Source organism: Populibacterium corticicola (assembly GCF_042683685.1).
Taxonomy (GTDB): domain Bacteria; phylum Actinomycetota; class Actinomycetes; order Actinomycetales; family Cellulomonadaceae; genus Timonella; species Timonella corticicola.
Map to the genome: position 1 here is coordinate 675,305 of NZ_JBHUOP010000001.1, position 18,841 is coordinate 694,145.

The following is an 18,841-nucleotide window of genomic DNA, read 5'->3' on the forward strand; positions in this document are numbered from 1 at the left end:
CAGTGTCTACGCCGGAGGGGTTAGATCGCGAGTACGCCCGCCATCTACGCACCTATCTGGACCACCTGCTCATCGAGCGAGGCCGCGCACGCAATACCGTCAGTTCCTACGAGCGTGACCTCATTCGGTACGGTGAGTTCCTAGCAGGTGCCGGTCTCACGGTCACGAGCGTCCAACGGCAGGACGTTGAACGCCTGTTGACGCAGGTGCGTGAGCCTGCAACGAAACCGAAGGCACCTCCGCTCAGTCCTGCCTCGGTGGCGCGACTGCTTGCAAGTATTCGTGGTTTCCACCGGTTCCTTGAGGACGAACGCGTCCGCAACGACGATCCAACAGTTGGACTCAAACCGCCGAAAGCAGGGCAACGGCTTCCCAAGACGCTCACCATTGAGCATGTTCAACAACTTCTTGAGGCACCCGACCCAGAAACCCCTGCCGGAATGCGTGACCGGGCACTTCTCGAACTGCTCTACTCCACGGGCGCCAGAGTCTCCGAGGTGATAGATCTCGATGTGGATGCAATGCAGGATGTTCGCGAGCAGTCCGTGGTGCGCTTGTTGGGCAAGGGCAACAAGCAACGTATCGTCCCGGTTGGCACGTACGCTCAATCAGCAATCGACGCCTATCTCGTGCGTGCCCGCCCCGTATTGATGGAGAGGGGAAGCGGAACACCAGCTCTCTTTGTGAACTCGCGCGGTCGCCGTCTTACCCGGCAAAGCGCCTACGGCATCATCAAAGTGTCGGCTGAGCGTTGCGGATTGGCCAATGTTTTCGACATTTCCCCGCACACGCTACGTCACTCATTCGCCACCCATCTCCTGAACGGTGGTGCTGACGTGCGCGTGGTTCAAGAACTGCTCGGGCATGCCTCGGTGACCACTACCCAGATCTACACGCACATCACCCAGGATGCACTGCGCGAAGTGTTCATGACCTCGCACCCGCGCGCCACAAACTCGCACTTGCTACGGACAAAGTAGTGCAGCGGAGTGTAGGGGTTTCGCGGAGCGGACCCCTACCGGAGCGTAACGAACGTAGTTCGTGACCAACGGGCATGGCCAGTAGGACTAAACGCAGGTGAAAACGGTTCACAATCACACGGCACGATCTGCATGGTTGCGCGGTTTTGACCAGCGAATGTTGTAACGTGAAACGGTGACTAACGATTCGTTGTTTGGGATTGGCCCGACCGAGCTGAAAACGGACCCCGTGGGACGAGAGATCCCGGAGTTCCCCGTACCCGCGCCACTTTCGGTGCACGGTCCCGCCCGCATTATTGCCATGTGCAATCAAAAGGGTGGCGTTGGCAAGACCACAACAACGATCAACCTGGCCGCGTCGCTCGCCGAGTATGGCCGCAAGGTGCTTATCGTCGACTTTGACCCCCAGGGTGCGGCTTCGGTCGGTTTGGGCGTGCCTACCCACGAACTCGTGCTGACGGTCTACAACACGCTCATCGACCGCACGGTGGATGTGCACGACGTTATCGTGGGCACCTCGGTGCCCAACCTGGACGTCATGCCAGCGAACATTGACCTATCGGCGGCAGAGGTACAGCTCGTCGGTGAGGTGGCACGCGAGTCGATCCTCGCCCGGGTATTGCGCCCAGTCATCGACGAGTACGACGTGATTCTGGTGGACTGCCAGCCATCGCTCGGGTTGCTCACCGTGAACGCCTTGACAGCTGCCCACGGCGTGTTGATTCCGCTCGAATGTGAGTTCTTTGCGCTACGCGGTGTCGCCCTGCTCGTCGAAACGATAGAGAAGGTGCGCGACCGATTGAATCCCCGCCTTGAGGTCGATGGGATCGTCGCCACGATGTTTGACTCGCGCACGCTCCACTCGCGTGAGGTCATTGCCCGTGTGTACGAGGCTTTCGGCGACACCCTCATGCACACCATCATCGGCCGCACGGTGAAGTTCCCAGATGCCTCAGTCGCTGCGGAACCGATCACGAGTTACGCGCCGACCCACGCGGGCGCCCAAGCTTATCGACAACTTGCGCGCGAACTCATTGCACGCGGAGACGCTGCCTGACATGACGCTGGCTCCGCCGGAACTGTGGGAACCCTCCACGGAGGGCGATCACGACATTGAGTCAAGTGATGGCTTCCACGTCCACCTCGAAAACTTCTCGGGCCCGTTTGATCTACTGCTTTCCCTGATCGCAAAACATAAACTCGATATCACCGAGATCGCCTTAGCACAGGTCACGGACGAGTTTATTGCGTATCTGCGCGCAGCGCAGGACGACAACGACACGGGAGAGGCCCACATCGGTGGGGACTCGTCGAAAAATTTGGGAATCGCGTCCGAATTCCTGCTGGTGGCTGCTACGCTGCTGGATCTGAAGGCGGCTCGACTGCTTCCCCAGCCGGAAACCGATGACGAAGATGCGCTCGAATTACTTGAGGCGCGCGATCTGCTGTTCGCAAAGCTCCTGCAATACCGGGCGTTCAAAGAACTTGCCGCAGTGTTCGAAGCACGCATGGAACGACAGACGCGTTTTGTGCCGCGAGCGGTTCCGCTGGAACCGCGGTTTGCGGAGGTACTGCCACCGCTCGTGTGGAACATGACCCCTACGAGACTCCACGCGTTGGCACAGCGGGCGCTCGGCCTCGCCGAGCCGGTGGCGCCGCCCATGGTGCGCACAACGCACCTGCATAATCCGCGGATCTCGATGGCCGATGAAATCCCGTACGTTCTGGAATTTTTCAGCCATACGCCCGACGCCACGTTCGAAGACCTCACCGCAGACGCAACTGACAATCTACAGGTGGTCATCCGATTCTTGATCATGCTCGAGTTCTACCGCGATGCAGTTCTCGAGTTCTCCCAGCCGGACCCGCTCGGCGACATGCACCTGCGGTTTGTGGGGGAGAGCGGCTATGTGCCACGGTTTTCCGACGAGTACTCAGGTGCCGTTGCCGCCTCGCGTGATGAGGCGGTTACGCAGTGAGCACATCGCACGAGTTGCTTGCGCAACTCGAGGCCGTGCTCATGGTGGTCGACGAACCGGTCACCGTGACCGAACTCGCGACCGCGTTGGAACTGGATGAGTCTGACGTTGCAGAGGGGTTGCAGGAACTGGTGAAAGACTACCGCGGCGAGACCGGTAGTCGAACGCGAGGCTTCGTCCTACGGGAAACCGGCTCGGGCTGGCGCATCTATAGTGCACCCGAACACGACCAGATCGTCGGCAAATTCGTCACAGCGGGCCGAATGGCGCGACTGTCGCAGGCGGCACTCGAAACCCTCGCGGTCATCGCCTACCGCCAACCAGTGACCCGCGGTCAGATCGCCATGATCCGTGGCGTCAACGTTGACGGCGTTGTCCGCACCCTCCTGGCACGCGATTTGATCACAGAAACCGGTTTTGACGGCCCAACTGGTGCCACCCTGTACAAAACTACGCGATACTTTATGGAGCGGATGGGCATTGAGTCGCTCGACGACCTACCTCTGCTCGCACCTGCACTACCGCCGATCGAAGAGTCAGCGGAGCTCGAAGAACTCGTGTCGCACCAGATATCGCGCCCGCGCGAACCGGTCGCAGACCCGTTGAGTAACGATCCAGGGCAGGCCCCAGAACAACCGTGAACGGCAGAAGTTCACACGTAGTACAAGGAGAAACCATGGGTTCCACTCGCGGCGGACGCAAGCGGCCACAAGCCGCACCGCAGCAGGCCAACCACGATGTCCACGTCGCCGACGGCATTCGCCTGCAAAAGGTACTCGCGGATGCAGGCGTTGGTTCGCGCCGCGTGTGCGAGAACCTGATCGCCGAGGGCCGAGTCGAGGTTGACGGACAGATCGTGCTGGAACTCGGCGTGCGCGTGGATCCAGCGGTCAACTCAATCGCTGTTGATGGCCTGCCCATCCAGACGGACAAGTCCAAGATCACGCTCGTCCTGAACAAGCCTGCAAAGGTTGTTTCGGCCATGACCGACCCCGAAGAGCGTCGAACCCTTGCGGACCTCGTGTCGAACCGGCCAGAGCGCCTGTTCCACGTTGGTCGGCTCGACTACGAGTCCGAGGGCATCATCCTACTCACCAACGATGGCGAGTTGGCCAACCGTCTGTCCCACCCACGCTTCGAGATCACCAAGACCTACATGGTCACCGTTAAGGGACGCGTGCCAAACGGCGTGGGCTCCAAGATGCTCAAGGGCTTCGAGCTTGAGGACGGTTGGGCGGAACTCGATCGCTTCAAACTCATCGACTCCACCCCAATGGAATCCCTCATCGAGGTGCAGTTGCACAGCGGACGTAACCGCATCGTGCGCCGCATGTTCGAGGAGGTTGGTCATCCGGTGACCCGTCTTGTGCGCACCCAGATCGGTCCCATCAAGATCGGTGACCTCAAGCAGGGACGCTACCGGGTACTCGGCAAGATCGAGCTCGGATCGCTCATGAAGATCGTGGGAATGTAGTCCAAGCGGTACTCCCTCACGTGCCAGGTCCTCTGAAGGACGGGCATACATAAAATAGGTTTGAAAGGATAGTTCGTGACCACCACGCCACTGACCATTGCCATTGATGGCCCATCGGGCTCCGGTAAGTCCTCTGTGTCCAAGGAGGTCGCCCGCCGCCTGGGTTTGGCTTACCTTGACACCGGCGCGATGTACCGTGCAGCAACCTGGTGGTGCCTGCGTGAGGGAGTGGACCTCGCTGACGCTGACTCAGTGACCGCTGTTGTGGACACGATGCCCCTTTCCCAGAGCGTTGACCCTGACAACCAGGTCATCCGCATGGACGACGTGGACATCACCGAAATCATCCGGGAATCCTCAATCTCGACCAAGGTCTCGCAGGTGGCGACAAACCTGGAAGTACGCGACATCCTGCGCGCCCTGCAGCGTAGCCGGATTGATGCTGAACGCAACGGCGGGTTCTCCGGCGGAAACGGAATCGTGGCGGAAGGCCGTGACATCACAACGGTTGTCGCCCCTGACGCAGACGCACGCATCCTGCTGACCGCAAGCGAGGAGGCGCGCCTCGCTCGTCGCGCCAAGGACGTTCACGGAACAGCGGACGCCGCCGCTGTCGAGGCAACCAAAGATGAGGTCCTACGCCGCGACGCCGACGACTCCACGGTTTCCCAGTTCCAGGTTGCCTCAGACGGCGTGATCACCATCGACTCCTCTGACCTTGATTTCGAACAGACCGTTCGTGCCGTGCTCGCCGCAATCGAACAGGCCACTGCTTAAGGATTGAGCGTTGTCACACACTGAACCGGGGGACTGGATGCCTGCTGCGTGGACTCCGCGCTGGGCGCGCCATGTTGGCCGGATCCTGTGCGGCACACTGTGGCATGTCGAGGTATACGGAGCGGAAAACGTACCCGCTGATGGCCGGGTTATCGTGGCAGCAAACCACGCTGGGCTGATTGATGGTCCGCTCATGATGGGTTTCGTGCCGCGCCCCACCCATTTCCTTGTGAAAGGTGCGTTCTTTAGGGGACCCGTTGGGTGGGTGTTGCGCGCCTGCGGTCAGATTCCAGTGCTGCCTGGTGGTGGCCGTTCCGCGTTGTCCGCCGGTCGCGGTGTTCTGATGCGCGATGGTTGCGTCGGTATCTTTCCTGAGGGTAGGCGCGGCAGGGGAGACGTGGCTCGACTACACCCCGGGGTTGGGTGGCTATCGTTGCACACGGGTGCGCCCGTGGTTCCCGTTGCTGTGCTGGGTACCCGAGTGACCGGCAAGTCTGTGCATGCATTGCCTCGACTACGAACCCGGATCGTGGTTCTTTACGGCGCTCCCGTTACTGTGCCCAGTTCCTGTAATGGTGAGCCCACTCGCCGCGATATAGCGGATATGACGGACCGAGTGCGCACCGCGATGAGTGAACTGCTGATGGAGGCCCAGCAAAAGTACGGGATCGTCATGCCCACCGACGATGGTACCGAGGGCTCCTACAGCGCAAACGTGTGATCTGCCACTTAGGTACCTCATTTTCCGGTAAAACGCGGCAACTACTGGAACAATAGGATTATGACGAATTCTGAATTTCCCGAGCACGACGACAACTTGGATGTAGAGCGCGAACGTGCCCTGCGTGCGGGTCTCGAGGACTACGAGCTCGCAGACGAAGACATTTCGCTCCTGAGCGGGGAATTCGAGGACGGATTCGATAACGCACCTCAGGAGGCTCTGCCGGTTCTGGCGATCATTGGTCGTCCGAACGTTGGTAAATCCACGCTCGTGAACCGTATCCTTGGTCGCCGCGAGGCTGTCGTTGAAGACAAGCCTGGCGTGACCCGTGACCGCGTCTCGTATCCAGCCGAGTGGGCCGGACGTGACTTCACCCTCGTGGATACCGGTGGTTGGGAAGCCGATGTTCTGGGTATTGACGCCCGCGTCGCGGAACAGGCTGAACTTGCAATCCAACTCGCTGACGCGATCCTCTTTGTCGTTGATGCAACCGTTGGCGCGACCGCTACCGATGAACAGGTTGTCCGCCTTATCCGTAAGTCGAAGAAGCCGGTTGTCCTGTGCGCCAACAAGGTTGACTCGCAGCGCCAAGAACTTGAAGCCTCCGAACTGTGGGGCCTTGGTTTGGGCGAACCGTATCCTGTTTCCGCATTGCACGGACGTGGCACGGGTGACCTGCTCGAAGCAGCGATGAAGATCCTGCCGGAGAAATCCGAGCATGGGGTAGCGCGTCCAACCGGTCCGCGCCGTATTGCGCTGGTGGGACGTCCAAACGTGGGTAAGTCCTCGCTGCTGAACAAGGTAGCTCGGGAACAGCGCGTGGTTGTTGATGAGTTTGCGGGAACCACCCGCGACCCTGTTGACGAGTTGATTGAACTCAAGGGCAGGCAGTGGATCTTTGTGGACACCGCGGGTATTCGCCGTCGAGTGCACCAGACCAAGGGCGCTGACTTCTACGCATCTTTGCGCACGCGCGCCGCTATCGAGAAGTCGGAGGTTGCCGTGGTTCTGCTTGATGCCTCGACCACGCTGACCGAACAGGACCAGCGCGTGGTTTCTCAGGTGATCGACTCTGGACGTGCCGTTGTCATTGCATTCAACAAGTGGGACCTCATGGATGAGGATCGCCGCCCGTTCCTTGAGCGCGAGATCGAAAAGGACCTCAAGCAGATGACCTGGGCACCACGCGTCAACGTTTCTGCGCGCACCGGTTGGCACGTGGAGAAGTTGGTTCCGGCGCTCGAAAGGGCCTTGGAGTCGTGGGACACCCGTATCCCAACCGGGCGTTTGAACTCGTTCCTTGGTGAGTTGGTCGCGGCGAACCCGCACCCCGTGCGTTCCGGTAAGCAGCCGCGCATTTTGTTTGCGACCCAGGCTTCGACTCGTCCACCGCGTTTCGTTATCTTCGCAACAGGCTTTATTGAGGCCGGATACCGCCGCTTCATCGAGCGCCGGTTGCGCGAAGAGTTTGGTTTTGAAGGTTCCCCCATCGAACTTTCGGTGCGCGTGCGCGAGAAGCGTCGCCGCTGATCTGAGATAAGGACTCAATAGTGAACACCCCTGCTGGACTGTTAAGCGCCCAAAAAAAGATGCGTGCGGCTGGCGTTCCAGACGTCGCGATCAACGTGTTCACCCGGTTTTACGGGATTGTGGCTGAGGGTAAGGAATCGTTCATCCGCGAGTCCGAGATTGACCCGCTGGTTGACGTAGTTCATTTGGATTCGATTTCCGACGAGTCGGCGGCTGATTCATCGGCTTCCGGTTCTGGCGATGGTCGGGTGGGGGAGTCCGCGCTTGCGCGGACCGCGATGCTCAAACTCAATGGTGGGCTCGGAACCTCGATGGGGATGCAGTCCGCGAAGTCTCTGCTACCCGTGCGTGATGGACTGTCATTCTTGGACATCATTGCCCATCAGGTTCGTGCTGCCCGTGCCGAGCACGGGGTTCCACTGCCGATCCTGTTCATGAACAGTTTCCGGACCGATCGCGACACGCGTGATGCTCTGAGTAAGTATGAGGATCTGCCTGTCTCTGGCCTGCCGTTGACGGTCGTGCAGAACCAGGAACCGAAACTTCGGGTTTCCGATTTGCATCCGGTGGAGTATCCCGAGAACCCAGAACTTGAGTGGTGTCCTCCTGGCCACGGTGACGTGTATACGGTGCTGCAAACCTCGGGTGTGCTGGATTCTCTTGAATCGGCTGGATATGAGTTCCTGAACATCTCCAACGCGGACAACCTGGGAGCCTACCCGTCTGCGGATATTGCTGAATGGTTCGCCCAGTCTGGTGCCCCGTTTGTTGCTGAGACCGTGCAGCGTACGCCTGCCGACCGTAAGGGTGGCCACGTTGTGGTCCGCGATGGCCAGTTGATCCTCCGCGAGACTGCGCAAACCCACGCGGATGATGAGGACGCCGCAGCGGACATCTCGAAGCACAAGTACTTCAACGCAAACACCCTCTGGATCCGGATCTCCGCATTGAAAGAACTCCTTGTCAAGCACGAGGGTGTTTTGCCGCTGCCACTCATCCAGAACCACAAGACCGTGAACCCATCGGACCCTGACTCTACGGCGGTTGTGCAGCTTGAGTTCGCGATGGGTGCAGCCATTGAACTGTTCGAGGGTGCTCAGGCCCTCGTTATTGACCGCACCCGGTTCCTTCCGGTCAAGACCACGAACGACCTGCTGTTGCTTCGCTCAGACGTGTACGAGTTGAGCGACGACTACCGTCTCGTGCCGCAGGGAGCCGAGCCACTCATCACCCTGGACACCGACTACTTCAAACTCATCGGTGACTTCGAGGAGCGATTCCCTGCGGGCGCTCCACTGCTGTCGCAGGCTTCTTCGCTGACGGTTGATGGGCCGTGGGTGTTTGGCCATGACGTGCGTGTCGTGGGGGATGGGCGTCTTTCCGCCGAATCAGGCTCAGACGTGCCCGTACCAGATGGCGCAACCGTGACCGAAACGGGTATCGCAGACTAGCCGTTTTTATTTTGGACCCTCATCTGGGGTAAGATCTTTGAGGTTGTTCACCATATGCGGTGAACTTCGGGCTATAGCGCAGCTTGGTAGCGCGTCCGTCTGGGGGGCGGAAGGTCGCGGGTTCAAATCCCGCTAGCCCGACCAAAGGAAAGTCGGGACATCATCACGGTGTCCCGACTTTTCTCTTGTCTCATTGGTTCCTTGTTGCATTGAGGACGATGATGACTTCACCATTGTGCACAGTCAACTAGTGGGTTAGCGACGAAAACGTGTGGATGGTTCGGACATGTCATTGGGGGCGTCCTGCCCAGCCTTTTCTCGCCCAGAGTCCTTCTTCTGCGTTGAGGCCGGTGTCGTAGAGGGTGGGGCTGATAGACCTTACCAAGTCGATCGTGGGTCCACCACCAAGAAGCGTTTGAACCCACACCAGCGGGACGAACCCCTGCCTGAGTAAGATAGGTCTCATCAAGTTGGATCTGGTCGTAGACCTCACCCGTGATACCGAAGACTGGCTCAACTTTCCAGCACCAGGCGTGACTGTGTCGAAATCCTCGCCCGCTGCCCGTGTCGAGTTCGCACTGAGTGCGGTTACCAAGATGCCCGCGATGAAGGTGTCTAGTTGTGCTGCTCAGGTGACATCAGGGCGCTTACGCACGCTTGAGGCACCACAGGTGCCATACCCAACGTTGGGTTACCGCCTTGGTCTTACCTTTTTTGACTAGGACTTCATTGCATACCCCACAACGGGTGGAGTCACCAGCACTTTTCACACTTAAGAGTGACAGCGCATACCAATACCCCAACAGCCGCTAGAACGCGCCCCAAATCCCGAGTCCCATCCACACGTTTTCGCCTCTGACCCTCGTTTAGAGCAGCCGTATGCGCGCTATGCTGACGGTAAGTACATGCATACCTGTAGATTCAGTTGCTCGGAAACTCCGAGTAACTTCTTCAGGCCACTAAAAATACAACACGGGCTCATTTATGATGCCTGCCGACTGCCACTCCAGTTTCTCGACCATGAGGGCTTTCCTTATTCTTGTGCAGAATTTATGCTTCGAGATCAGGGGTGGGGTAGCGGACTTCATCAATGAGTTTACGTACTTGGCGTATCCGGGGAACGTCACGGAAGCGGACTCCGTAACTGCTGGTTTGCTCGTTCCAAGCGCCTGATGTTTCAGGCTGGGCGCCAGCAGCAGCATCATAGAAGTTCAGGGTGCCCACTCCAAAGAAGCGGTCGACTATGCCGCGTTCTTCGCTCACTGAAGAGATACGATCCAAACGGATTTCGCGGGAGTGCTTATAGAACACGCCCCATTCGGCTCGTACCCGCTCGCTCGTCAGGGTGAATTTAGTGTTCCACCACTTAATGAGTGGGATGACAAAGAACCAGATTTCAAGGCACACGATAATTCCATGCGCAATAGGGGCGCCCCACTGGCTTAACCACGCCCACCCAATCTCATCTGGCCACACGGCCCACACCGCGCCGTGCAGGGCCAACAGCAGGATCTGGATGATCAAGGCCCCAAGCAACATCTTAGGATGGGTGCGGGATTGATACAGCGTCTTTTCCATGCTTCAAAGTATGACAGGTATTGGACACCACAAAAGGTGCGTTCTAGCGGCCAAACCTCGTGTTTGGTGTTGCCATACTCGCGATCGTGTTAAGCCAGATCGCTTAAGTTCCAGTGCGGCAGCCCGTCGTATTGGGCGGATGAACAACGCGACATGCGGGTGCCACAACCGTACAACGATGGAACGTTCACGTTACACTGCGTAAAAGCCCCACGGAAGGCAGTGCAATGAAGATTACTCAGCCTAAAGAACTCGGAGTGCTTGTCCGCACCCGCAGGCAGCAACTTGGTCTCAGCCAAAGTGATGTAGCCGAACGCGCAGGGACAACGCGCCAGTGGCTGTCACGTTTTGAGCAGGGGCATAGCGACGTCTCGCTAGGAAATGCTTTTGCGATCCTCAAAGTACTTGAACTTGAACTCGGCGAATACATCGACCCGGCAACCATTGCAGCACCGCAACCAGACACCGCACGAACCACCGTTCAACCGTCAGCATCATCGGTTCACAGTGAAGACTTGACACCAAGTGCTGCGGTATCGCAAGGAGATCGCCTCCGTCGACTACGAGAGCGCGATGCACTTAGCGGGCTCAAGGGATGGGGGACGAAGACTAAACCAGCGCAGTCCACCGCTGCGCTCACAGCGAGAGCACCACGTTCCAGCGAAGAGCCTGAGACCGGTGCTCACGGGGATGAACATGGGGCTCTTCCTGAAGATTCGAGCGGCAATGGCGCAGCAGATCAACTGACTCAATCCCCTCAGGGTGGGCCGAAGTACTCAATCGATGCGGACATTGCGAGGATCGCGAAGTCATCATTGTTCAAGCGCAGTTAGCACCAGTAATGCACACCAATAACAAGCAGGGTCGGTACTGCGGATCGAGGGCAACTTCTTGGAATTCGATGGGTCGAAAATAGTCCGCATGCGCCAATTTTTTATGGGCACTCGGACTAAAAGCAGCCCATCGAGGCGGTTGCCAGGGCAAACAAAGGGCCGGTAAACGCAATTACCGGCCCTTAGACGCATTATGGAGGAAATCTCGAGAGAGGGTTTACCGCAGCATCAACGGCGTGCGGACTTCCGTGAACAACATGTCGCGGCGATGAGCTCTATTCGCCCACCACTTGCGTGATTTGTCGTCCCGATACATCCATGTGATCATGGCACGTCACCTACCTCTCATCGAGCAATTGTGTCGCTCAGGTCACGGGCCGCATCAAGCACGATCCTCATTGACCTTGTGCACTTCCTGGGGTGTGGAAGCACCTCAAGTATCTCAATTAACGAGACGAAACCCAAGGCCTTTGGTCCCAAATGGTGCGTGTTGGCCGGGAAAATGTAGACCACATCACGGAACTGGTGAGTTCTCCCTCTGGTGGTTGGGCTGCTGATCGTGGAAAATCCCTAGAACTCGACGCCACCCGCGCGAAGCAGGTCCTCAAAATCGGGTGTCTGCAGGTCATCGAGTTCGCGTGTGGCTTCGAGTGCGGAACCCACCAAAAGCGTTGCGAACTCTTGCGCACCACGGGCAATCCGCGCATCCAACTCGTCGGAAATCCCATCTGCCCCACCCCAGTCCTCGGAGGCCGCAAACACAGCGGTAGGGGAGACGAGTGCCTTGAGATAGGCGAATACGGGACGTACCGCGAACTCGAGCGCAAGCGAGTGTCGGGCCGTTCCCGCCGTCGCCCCAAGATACACGGGTTTGTTGACCAGTGACTTCTGATCAATCACGTCCAGGAAGGACTTGAACAGCCCGGAAAAGGATTGGGAGAAGATCGGCGTGGTTGCCACGACTCCATCTGCGGCCACAAGCTGGGCTTTGAGTTCCTCAAGGCGAGGAGAACCGAACCCGGTGAGCATGTTGTCCACGATGTCGTGGGCATAGTCGCGCAGTTCGACGGGCGTGATCTCGATGTCGTGTCCGGCGGACCGCAAGGCTGCCCCTGTTGCGGCGCTCATGCGATCTGCAAGGAGTCTTGTGGATGAGGGCTGGCTAAGGCCTGCGGAGAGAGCAATGAGTTTCATGTCAGTGTCCTTGTGGGATCGAGAATTTCAACGTGCTTCACGCGTGTTGAAGCGGGGGATGGCCTCTTGGGCGTTCTTGAGTTTTTCGGTCAGAACGCGCAGTTGTTCGAGTTCGCGAGGGCTGAGCGCTGAGCCAACGTAGTGATCGATCTGCGCGACGTGGCGGCGGCCCATTTCACGCTGTAGTCGGATTCCCTCAGCGGTCAGAGTGATGAGCGTGCCTCGGCGGTCATCCGGGGCGGTTCGCCGTGCAACGAGTCCACGAAGTTCGAGACGCTCGACAAGCCGCGATAGCGCTGACTGATGCATCAGGACCCCTTTATTGAGTTCCTTGAGTCGTAGTCCGTCACCTCCTGCAAGGCGCAGGGTGTAGAGGACATCGTATTCCTTGAGTGTCAGGTCGGGCATGAGGTCATCGGCCTCAAGCCTGCGCATGATCTCTACCTGAGCGCGGAACAGTGCCTCCCACGCCATCGAGGTATGTTTGGGGTCGCTCATCTGTGCTCCGTTAATGGGTCGGTGAGGCTCCGGTTACGTCATCTGCTGCAGCGTAGACCGTTGAGTCTGTGCTGCCACCCTTCGCCGCGACACGGTTCGCGTGTGTTGGCGCATCTGGGACATGTGCTGGGCGTCCGGTTGCAAACTCTTTGCGGAGTACCGGCACGACCTCGCTGCCCAGCATCTCAATCTGGTCGAGCACAGTGCCCAGAGGTAGACCCGCGTGGTCCATGAGGAACAGTTGACGCTGATAGTCTCCCACGTGATCGCGCATTGTGGCATAACGGTCGATGACCTGCTGTGGGCTGCCCACGGTCAACGGTGTCTGCTCGGTGAAGTCCTCAAGTGTTGGGCCGTGTCCGTAAACAGGCGCACTGTCGAAGTAGGGACGGAACTGGCGGACTGCATCTTGGGAGTTCTTCGCCATGAACACCTGTCCACCAAGCCCGACAATCGCCTGGTCTGCCGCACCGTGGCCGTAGTGCTCAAAGCGGCGGCGATACAGAGCAACCATCTGCTTGGTGTGGCTGATCGGCCAGAAGATATTGTTGTGGAAGAACCCATCGCCGTAATAGGCGGCCTGTTCGGCAATCTCAGGGGTGCGGATCGAACCGTGCCAGACGAAGGGAGCGACTCCATCGAGCGGTCGTGGGGTGGACGTGAAGCCTTGGAGCGGGGTACGGAAATTTCCCTTCCAGTTCACAACGTCTTCATCCCACAGTTTGCGTAGAAGCGCGTAGTTTTCGACTGCGAGTTCGACGCCTTGGCGGATGTCTTTACCGAACCACGGATAGACGGGGCCGGTGTTTCCTCGCCCAAGCATGAGGTCCATGCGCCCATCGGCCAAGTGTTGGAGGTATGCGTAATCTTCAGCAAGGCGCACTGGGTCGTTGGTGGTGATGAGTGTGGTGGAGGTCGAGAGCACGATCTTCTCGGTCTGTGCTGCAAGGTAGGCAAGTAGCACGGGCGGGTTTGCGGGTGCCGCGAATGGTGGGTTGTGGTGCTCACCGGTTGCGAACACATCGAGTCCCACCTCTTCGGCTTTGCTCGCGATGGCTACGGTCGCCTTGATACGCTCGTTCTCTGTTGGGGTGGTGCCGTTGGTGGGGTCGGTTGTCACGTCGCCGACGGTAAAGATTCCGAACTGCATGAGTCCTCCATTTTTAATGCATTTGCATGTACTTATTGTGCACAACTTTCTGGAGGCCTGCTTCATTCCCGCTGCGCGCGTGTCGGTGCTCACAGTGGGAAACCGAAACTTTCCACCTGTGCAGTATTCGCCCGCAACCCACTGGTTCGGCTTCGCAACCTGAGCCATTGGCGAGCGAAATCCCGCTAGTGTAGAACGTATGCCTTCGTATCGTTTGATTCTCAGCGTCGCTAACCTGCTTGGTGATGTGTCGCCCGAACAGATCTTGCCTCGGTCAGCCGATGCACTGCGCAAGCACGTGAACGTGGAGTCATTCGACCTGAGGATCACGCGCGGGGTACCGCAACTGATTCTTCGTTTTACTGCAGATGACCCCGTCCACGCCCGGACCGCGAGCGCCCAGGCGCACAATGAGATTTCGTCGTTTATTGAGGTGACTCGCGCTCAAACTTTGCAGCGGGTGCATGGGCGTTGGGAGTACATCTAGTGTCCTGCGCCGTTGATTCTATGTCTCCCGCGGAAAAAGGAGCAGGACGCTAGGCGGGCACGTCCACGATGTGGGAGCCTTCGAGCCTGAGTTGGCAGGCTCCGGCGGTGAGCGCTGCGAGTCCTGCCGAGAGTTCGGCTTCTTGCTGAGGTTCGATGCTGACTCGGAATTCGACGCGGTGGGTGTAGTTGGGTGCGCCGAATGCGCCGGCATTGTGGCTGAGCCAGTCGCGGAGGAAGTGCTCTATTCGGCCTGCGTCGTCGTAGAAGGTCGAGATGGAGTAGGTGTTGAGTAGTCTGCGGTGGACTATGTGAGCCTGGTCGAGGGTTTCGCTGACTGCCGACGAGTAGGCGCGTACCAGCCCTCCTGCACCGAGGAGGACCCCGCCGAAGTAGCGGGTGACCACAACGGCCAGGTCGGTCAGGTTGCGGTGGCGAAGTACTTCGAGCATGGGGATCCCGGCTGTTCCCGATGGTTCGCCGTCGTCGTTGGAGCGTTGGGAATTGGCTGTTTCACCGACGATCAGTGCGGTGCAGTTGTGGCGTGCGTCCCAGTACTGGGTTTTGATGCTGGCGATGAAGGCGTCTGCTTCGGCAATGCTTTTTACGTGCTGGGCATGTGCGATGAAGCGTGACTTCTTGATGACGATCTCGTGGGAGAGTCCGCCTGCGATTGTGGATGGGTAGGTGGTCATTCGTCTACCGGTCCGAGTGTTTCTACGGTGTTGAGCTTCTTGCGTTCGGGTTGGCCGGGGCTCCGAGCGCCCAGAGCCACGGCCATTACGAGCACTATGGTGGCGAGGGTCGCGACTGCGAGTGAAGCTGCCTCAGCCGCACCCTCGACAAGGTTGGCGATCATGGCGATGAGTACGAGGCCTGCGGAGATCATCGCCACCCATAGCAGTTCTCGGGCGATGATTGCGAGTTCGAAGCGCGTGGCTGGCTTGGAGTAGAGCAGCAGTGAATTGGTGCGCAACAGGAGTACCACGCAGACTGTGAGGGCCATTGTCAGGGGGGAGACGCCATCTTGGTCAAAGGCGAATGCCGTCAGCGCTGTCGCGGTGAGGGCGAGGTACACCATGAGCGGTGAGTAGCCGCGTGCCACCGTCACGGCGCACATGACGGTTGCGATGAGTACCACCCACCAGGCAGGTGGATAGATGTCGAAGGTTGCCACGAGCACACAGGCGGTGGCGACGACAAGCTGTACACCCAAGATCCAGCGCGCGTGGATGTGTCTGATTCCCTCGGACGAGATTCTGGGCACGCTGTGGCGCTGTCGAGCAGTGGTCCAGTCGGTGAAGCGGCTCATCGTTTCCTCCGGTCACTGATCGCACGCCCTGCCAGCGCGCGGGAGACGTTCTCGGATGTCCACTGCATCACGTCGATTCCCATACCTTTGACCATGCGGAGGCGGGCATCGCGTTTGACCATGACCAGGCGCAGGGCGAGGCGTTGGCGGTCTGAGAGTTCCCAGAGCGAGAGTCGCGGCAGTACGTCTACCGCTATGACCTGGTGTCCGTGAGCGACAAGAGACAGTGCCGTTGTGGAGGGTGCGTCATCGAGGAAGGTCGATATGAGGTAGACGAAACTTCCGCTCGGCACCATCGGGGCGCGGACTCGTTCGGGGACGGAACCTTGCGGCGCTGTCAGGGAAATGGCGTGCCGAATCCGTTGCAGGTGCCGCGGGCCTGTTCCTGGGTTGATGGGACGTCTTGGACGAGCCAGATCCTCAAATCCCACGCGGTCTCCGCTCGCGATTGCCGCCTGTGCGATTGAGACGGCTGCCGCGCGGGCCAGGTCGAGTGAGGTGTGGTGGTCCGCACGGATCTCGTTCAACGCACCCCAGGTGATGACCTCTGGGCCGATCTCGTCACGTGAGTCGACGATGACGATGGTGGTGGCCTCGGACTGGGCGTGGGTTCGACGGACTTGGAGTTGTTCGAGCCCTGATGTGTCGCGGGCCGAGGCTTTCCAGTCGATTCGTCGCTGTGAATCTCCCCAGTTCATTGGTCCGAGATCGCGGAACTCGGTTCCTTCTCCGGCTCTGCGGGCGGTACGTGGCCCAGTCAGGCCCCGGGTGACCGTTGAGGTGGGGATGTGAGTCAGGACGGTGGTGGGAGCGAGCACGAGCGTGTTGGGGAGTGTGGACTGCGACCAGACGCCAAACCAGTCGCCGCTAGGCCCAAGCGGAAGTACTCGCACCCCAAACTGTTGGCGTGGCCCGGTGCGCAATGTCTTGACCGAGAACTCGATGTCGCGCTTGCGTGAAACGTCGACCTGCAGCAACAGCGGGGTGGTACCGGGAAAGGTCACCTCAACGATCGCGCGTGCACCATGCTCAGGCGGAGTGAGTATCGCTGTTGCGTAGGCGATGTTTGGTTCTGCGCGCCCTGTTGCTGAGCGGACTGCGAACCGGTAATGAAACGTGCCGCTCTGGCGTGCCACGTATCCAAAACCGGTTGTTACGAGTCCTGCCAGCGCAAGAAATGCGAGTGATGGATTGCCCGTCATGATGGCCAACAGCATGAGAAAGGCGCAGACAATCACGAGCGGTAGATGCCAGGCGTGTGGCGAGCTGTCGCTTGGATTCCCTTCGCCTGTCACGCTAGGCACAGTTGGCGAGTGTTCGGGATTGAGCGTCATGAGTTTAGCGGGCCACAGATTGTGGTGCGGGCACGACGGAGAGCAGTTCCTCGATCAGCCGGCGCGGATCAATTCCTGAGGCCCAAGCGGTTGGAGTGAGCGTGATGCGGTGGGCGAGGGCAGCGATGGCGACTGCTTTGACGTCTTCTGGGAGGACATAGTCGCGGCCACCGATCACTGCGTAGGCGCGGGCAAGGAGCAGCAGTGCCTGGGTGCCGCGTGGGGAGACGCCCACATCGAGGGATGCATGGTGGCGTGTGGCGTGTGCCAGGTCTACGCAGTAACGCACGACGTCTTCATCGACGTGTACCGCTTCTGTGCCGCGCTGCATCTGGTACACCTGTTCGGCAGTCGTGATCTGCGGAACTGAGGCCCATTCGCGTTGCCGTTCAAGGCGGCGTTTGAGTACCTGCGTCTCGTCCGGTGCGTCCAGATAACCAACGGAGAGTCGCACCATGAATCGGTCGAGTTGAGCCTCTGGCAGGGGATAGGTTCCCTCGAACTCGACGGGGTTCGAGGTGGCCATGACGTGGAATGGCGTGGGCAGGGGGTAGGTGACGCCCTCAATCGATACCTGTCCTTCCGCCATGGCCTCGAGGAGCGCGGACTGGGTTTTTGGTGCGGTGCGGTTGATCTCGTCGGCGAGGAACAGTCCGGTGAAGACCGGGCCCCTGCGGACTTCAAACGTGCGGGTGGCTGGGTCGAAGATGGACGAGCCGGTGATGTCTGCGGGCAAGAGGTCAGGGGTGCATTGGAGGCGAGCGAAGTCGAGGCCAAGCGCCTGCGCAAGTGAGCGAGCCGCAAGGGTCTTTCCCAGACCGGGCACGTCCTCGAACAGGATGTGGCCTTGGCTCAGGATCGCGGCCATTGCGAGTCGCAGTGGTTCGTGCATGCCAACCACAGCCTTGCCCACGGAGTCGAGTACCTGTCCTGCAAGACCCGAGATGTCCTTGACCGATAGTGGTTGGGGCGTTGTTGATGTCGTGGCTTCGCTCATGGGCTGTCTCCTTGGTGTGAGCTGAGGGCAGGTTCGGCGGTGGTTGGGCGGTGGGGGAGCGGATGTTGCTGCAGCACGTTTTCGATGTCGTCGAGAAACTCCACGAGTCGGCGCAGCTCGCTTTGGTTGAGGGTGCGGTCGATGCGTGTGAGGGCGGCAACGGTCTTGCCGCCCACGCGTTGCTGTACGTAGGCAAGATCCGCTTCGCGGTTCAGATCAATGCCCACAGACATGAACACCGTTTCCGCTGACTCGCGCACGTGCTTCATGCCTCCGTAGGACACGTTGCGGTCGCGGCCAAACAGGAGCCAGGCAAGCTGTGAGATCTCATCGCGGGCGCCGGAGCGGCTCTCTGCGGATTTGCGTGGCCAGGCTAGTGTGAACCCCGCAGGTAGCAGTTTGTACAGCGCGAAGCATGCGTAGATGAGCGCCACAACTGTCACCGCATCGTAGAGCGGCATCATGCGGGTTGCGCTGAGCGCAAAACTGGCTATGACGCACGCGGCTGCGAGTAGCACCCAGCCTGAGAGTAGGAAGGCTTTCACGC

General features: G+C 59.3%; 20 protein-coding genes and 1 tRNA gene. 12 read left to right on the forward strand and 9 right to left on the reverse strand.

The annotated features are described in order from the left end of the window. Positions 1-2 precede the first annotated feature (2 nt). The 10 genes from xerD to ACFSYH_RS03155 all read left to right on the forward strand — a co-directional run bounded on the left by xerD (position 3) and on the right by ACFSYH_RS03155 (position 9,056). Entirely contained in the window at positions 3-980 is a 978-nt protein-coding gene (xerD, locus tag ACFSYH_RS03110) for a site-specific tyrosine recombinase XerD (protein WP_377465032.1), read from the forward strand. A gap of 175 nt (positions 981-1,155) precedes the next feature. Next, the gene (locus ACFSYH_RS03115; RefSeq protein WP_377465033.1) at positions 1,156-2,037 is read left to right on the forward strand and encodes a ParA family protein; all 882 of its coding nucleotides are present in this window, start codon (positions 1,156-1,158) and stop codon (positions 2,035-2,037) included. Between the two features lies 1 nt (position 2,038). After that, on the forward strand, positions 2,039-2,959 hold the full coding sequence (locus ACFSYH_RS03120; protein ID WP_377465034.1) for a segregation and condensation protein A: 921 nt from the start codon (positions 2,039-2,041) through the stop codon (positions 2,957-2,959). Then, complete coding sequence (gene scpB / locus ACFSYH_RS03125; RefSeq protein ID WP_377465035.1) at positions 2,956-3,600, forward strand: SMC-Scp complex subunit ScpB; 645 nt, start codon at positions 2,956-2,958, stop codon at positions 3,598-3,600. Before ACFSYH_RS03120 ends, scpB begins: the two co-directional genes overlap by 4 nt. 35 nt (positions 3,601-3,635) lie before the next feature. Continuing rightward, positions 3,636-4,433, forward strand: a complete 798-nt coding sequence (locus ACFSYH_RS03130; protein WP_377465036.1) for a pseudouridine synthase — start codon at positions 3,636-3,638, stop codon at positions 4,431-4,433. A gap of 75 nt (positions 4,434-4,508) precedes the next feature. Then, on the forward strand, positions 4,509-5,210 hold the full coding sequence (gene cmk / locus ACFSYH_RS03135) for a (d)CMP kinase (protein ID WP_377465037.1): 702 nt from the start codon (positions 4,509-4,511) through the stop codon (positions 5,208-5,210). Between the two features lie 10 nt (positions 5,211-5,220). Further along, positions 5,221-5,931 (forward strand): lysophospholipid acyltransferase family protein, encoded by a 711-nt coding sequence (locus ACFSYH_RS03140; RefSeq protein ID WP_377465038.1) that lies wholly within the window; start codon positions 5,221-5,223, stop codon positions 5,929-5,931. 60 nt (positions 5,932-5,991) lie between these two features. Beyond that, positions 5,992-7,461: a ribosome biogenesis GTPase Der gene (gene der / locus ACFSYH_RS03145; RefSeq protein WP_377465039.1), complete on the forward strand. Its 1,470-nt coding sequence runs from the start codon at positions 5,992-5,994 to the stop codon at positions 7,459-7,461. Between the two features lie 20 nt (positions 7,462-7,481). Then, on the forward strand, positions 7,482-8,912 hold the full coding sequence (locus ACFSYH_RS03150) for a UTP--glucose-1-phosphate uridylyltransferase (protein WP_377465040.1): 1,431 nt from the start codon (positions 7,482-7,484) through the stop codon (positions 8,910-8,912). Positions 8,913-8,979: 67 nt separating this feature from the next. Next, a tRNA-Pro gene (locus ACFSYH_RS03155) sits at positions 8,980-9,056 on the forward strand. Positions 9,057-9,962: 906 nt separating this feature from the next. On the opposite strand, the gene ACFSYH_RS03160 is transcribed toward ACFSYH_RS03155, so the two are convergent. Then, on the reverse strand, positions 9,963-10,490 hold the full coding sequence (locus tag ACFSYH_RS03160) for a PH domain-containing protein (protein WP_377465042.1): 528 nt from the start codon (positions 10,488-10,490) through the stop codon (positions 9,963-9,965). Between the two features lie 227 nt (positions 10,491-10,717). Here ACFSYH_RS03160 and ACFSYH_RS03165 point away from each other — a divergent pair, with 227 nt between their 5' ends. Continuing rightward, positions 10,718-11,323 carry a helix-turn-helix domain-containing protein gene (locus ACFSYH_RS03165; RefSeq protein ID WP_377465043.1) on the forward strand — a complete coding sequence of 202 codons (606 nt, stop codon included), beginning with the start codon at positions 10,718-10,720 and terminating at the stop codon, positions 11,321-11,323. Positions 11,324-11,893: 570 nt separating this feature from the next. On the opposite strand, the gene ACFSYH_RS03170 is transcribed toward ACFSYH_RS03165, so the two are convergent. Genes ACFSYH_RS03170 through ACFSYH_RS03180 form a run of 3 tightly spaced genes read right to left on the reverse strand, consistent with a single transcriptional unit; the run spans position 11,894 to position 14,165 of the window. Further along, positions 11,894-12,517, reverse strand: coding sequence for a CE1759 family FMN reductase (locus ACFSYH_RS03170; RefSeq protein WP_377465044.1), 624 nt, complete (start codon positions 12,515-12,517; stop codon positions 11,894-11,896). A 27-nt stretch (positions 12,518-12,544) separates the two neighbouring features. Continuing rightward, a complete protein-coding gene (locus tag ACFSYH_RS03175; protein ID WP_377465045.1) occupies positions 12,545-13,015 on the reverse strand; it encodes a MarR family winged helix-turn-helix transcriptional regulator in 471 nt (156 codons plus the stop codon). A 10-nt stretch (positions 13,016-13,025) separates the two neighbouring features. Continuing rightward, complete coding sequence (locus ACFSYH_RS03180) at positions 13,026-14,165, reverse strand: LLM class flavin-dependent oxidoreductase (RefSeq protein WP_377465046.1); 1,140 nt, start codon at positions 14,163-14,165, stop codon at positions 13,026-13,028. Between the two features lie 199 nt (positions 14,166-14,364). On the opposite strand from ACFSYH_RS03180, the gene ACFSYH_RS03185 reads away from it, so the two are divergent. Next, entirely contained in the window at positions 14,365-14,652 is a 288-nt protein-coding gene (locus tag ACFSYH_RS03185) for a hypothetical protein (RefSeq protein WP_377465048.1), read from the forward strand. A gap of 49 nt (positions 14,653-14,701) precedes the next feature. Here the strand turns inward: ACFSYH_RS03185 and ACFSYH_RS03190 are convergent, their stop codons facing one another. From ACFSYH_RS03190 to ACFSYH_RS03210, 5 genes are read right to left on the reverse strand one after another with little or no spacing between them, the layout of a single operon-like run. After that, entirely contained in the window at positions 14,702-15,346 is a 645-nt protein-coding gene (locus ACFSYH_RS03190) for a YigZ family protein (protein WP_377465050.1), read from the reverse strand. Then, complete coding sequence (locus tag ACFSYH_RS03195) at positions 15,343-15,963, reverse strand: hypothetical protein (protein WP_377465052.1); 621 nt, start codon at positions 15,961-15,963, stop codon at positions 15,343-15,345. Before ACFSYH_RS03195 ends, ACFSYH_RS03190 begins: the two co-directional genes overlap by 4 nt. After that, positions 15,960-17,258 carry a DUF58 domain-containing protein gene (locus ACFSYH_RS03200; protein WP_377465053.1) on the reverse strand — a complete coding sequence of 433 codons (1,299 nt, stop codon included), beginning with the start codon at positions 17,256-17,258 and terminating at the stop codon, positions 15,960-15,962. Before ACFSYH_RS03200 ends, ACFSYH_RS03195 begins: the two co-directional genes overlap by 4 nt. Before the next feature lie 43 nt (positions 17,259-17,301). After that, positions 17,302-18,294: an AAA family ATPase gene (locus ACFSYH_RS03205; protein WP_377465055.1), complete on the reverse strand. Its 993-nt coding sequence runs from the start codon at positions 18,292-18,294 to the stop codon at positions 17,302-17,304. Then, on the reverse strand, positions 18,291-18,839 hold the full coding sequence (locus tag ACFSYH_RS03210; protein ID WP_377465056.1) for a hypothetical protein: 549 nt from the start codon (positions 18,837-18,839) through the stop codon (positions 18,291-18,293). Before ACFSYH_RS03210 ends, ACFSYH_RS03205 begins: the two co-directional genes overlap by 4 nt. Positions 18,840-18,841 lie beyond the last annotated feature (2 nt).

What these genes read in the sequence shown, in the direction of transcription:
- ACFSYH_RS03120 (WP_377465034.1), top strand. Translation starts at nt 2,039, where the DNA reads ATGACGCTGGCTCCGCCGGAACTGTGGGAACCCTCCACGGAGGGCGAT.
- ACFSYH_RS03130 (WP_377465036.1), top strand. Translation starts at nt 3,636, where the DNA reads ATGGGTTCCACTCGCGGCGGACGCAAGCGGCCACAAGCCGCACCGCAG.
- der (WP_377465039.1), top strand. Translation starts at nt 5,992, where the DNA reads ATGACGAATTCTGAATTTCCCGAGCACGACGACAACTTGGATGTAGAG.
- ACFSYH_RS03160 (WP_377465042.1), bottom strand. Translation starts at nt 10,490, where the DNA reads ATGGAAAAGACGCTGTATCAATCCCGCACCCATCCTAAGATGTTGCTT.
- ACFSYH_RS03165 (WP_377465043.1), top strand. Translation starts at nt 10,718, where the DNA reads ATGAAGATTACTCAGCCTAAAGAACTCGGAGTGCTTGTCCGCACCCGC.
- ACFSYH_RS03170 (WP_377465044.1), bottom strand. Translation starts at nt 12,517, where the DNA reads ATGAAACTCATTGCTCTCTCCGCAGGCCTTAGCCAGCCCTCATCCACA.
- ACFSYH_RS03175 (WP_377465045.1), bottom strand. Translation starts at nt 13,015, where the DNA reads ATGAGCGACCCCAAACATACCTCGATGGCGTGGGAGGCACTGTTCCGC.
- ACFSYH_RS03180 (WP_377465046.1), bottom strand. Translation starts at nt 14,165, where the DNA reads ATGCAGTTCGGAATCTTTACCGTCGGCGACGTGACAACCGACCCCACC.
- ACFSYH_RS03185 (WP_377465048.1), top strand. Translation starts at nt 14,365, where the DNA reads ATGCCTTCGTATCGTTTGATTCTCAGCGTCGCTAACCTGCTTGGTGAT.
- ACFSYH_RS03190 (WP_377465050.1), bottom strand. Translation starts at nt 15,346, where the DNA reads ATGACCACCTACCCATCCACAATCGCAGGCGGACTCTCCCACGAGATC.
- ACFSYH_RS03195 (WP_377465052.1), bottom strand. Translation starts at nt 15,963, where the DNA reads ATGAGCCGCTTCACCGACTGGACCACTGCTCGACAGCGCCACAGCGTG.
- ACFSYH_RS03205 (WP_377465055.1), bottom strand. Translation starts at nt 18,294, where the DNA reads ATGAGCGAAGCCACGACATCAACAACGCCCCAACCACTATCGGTCAAG.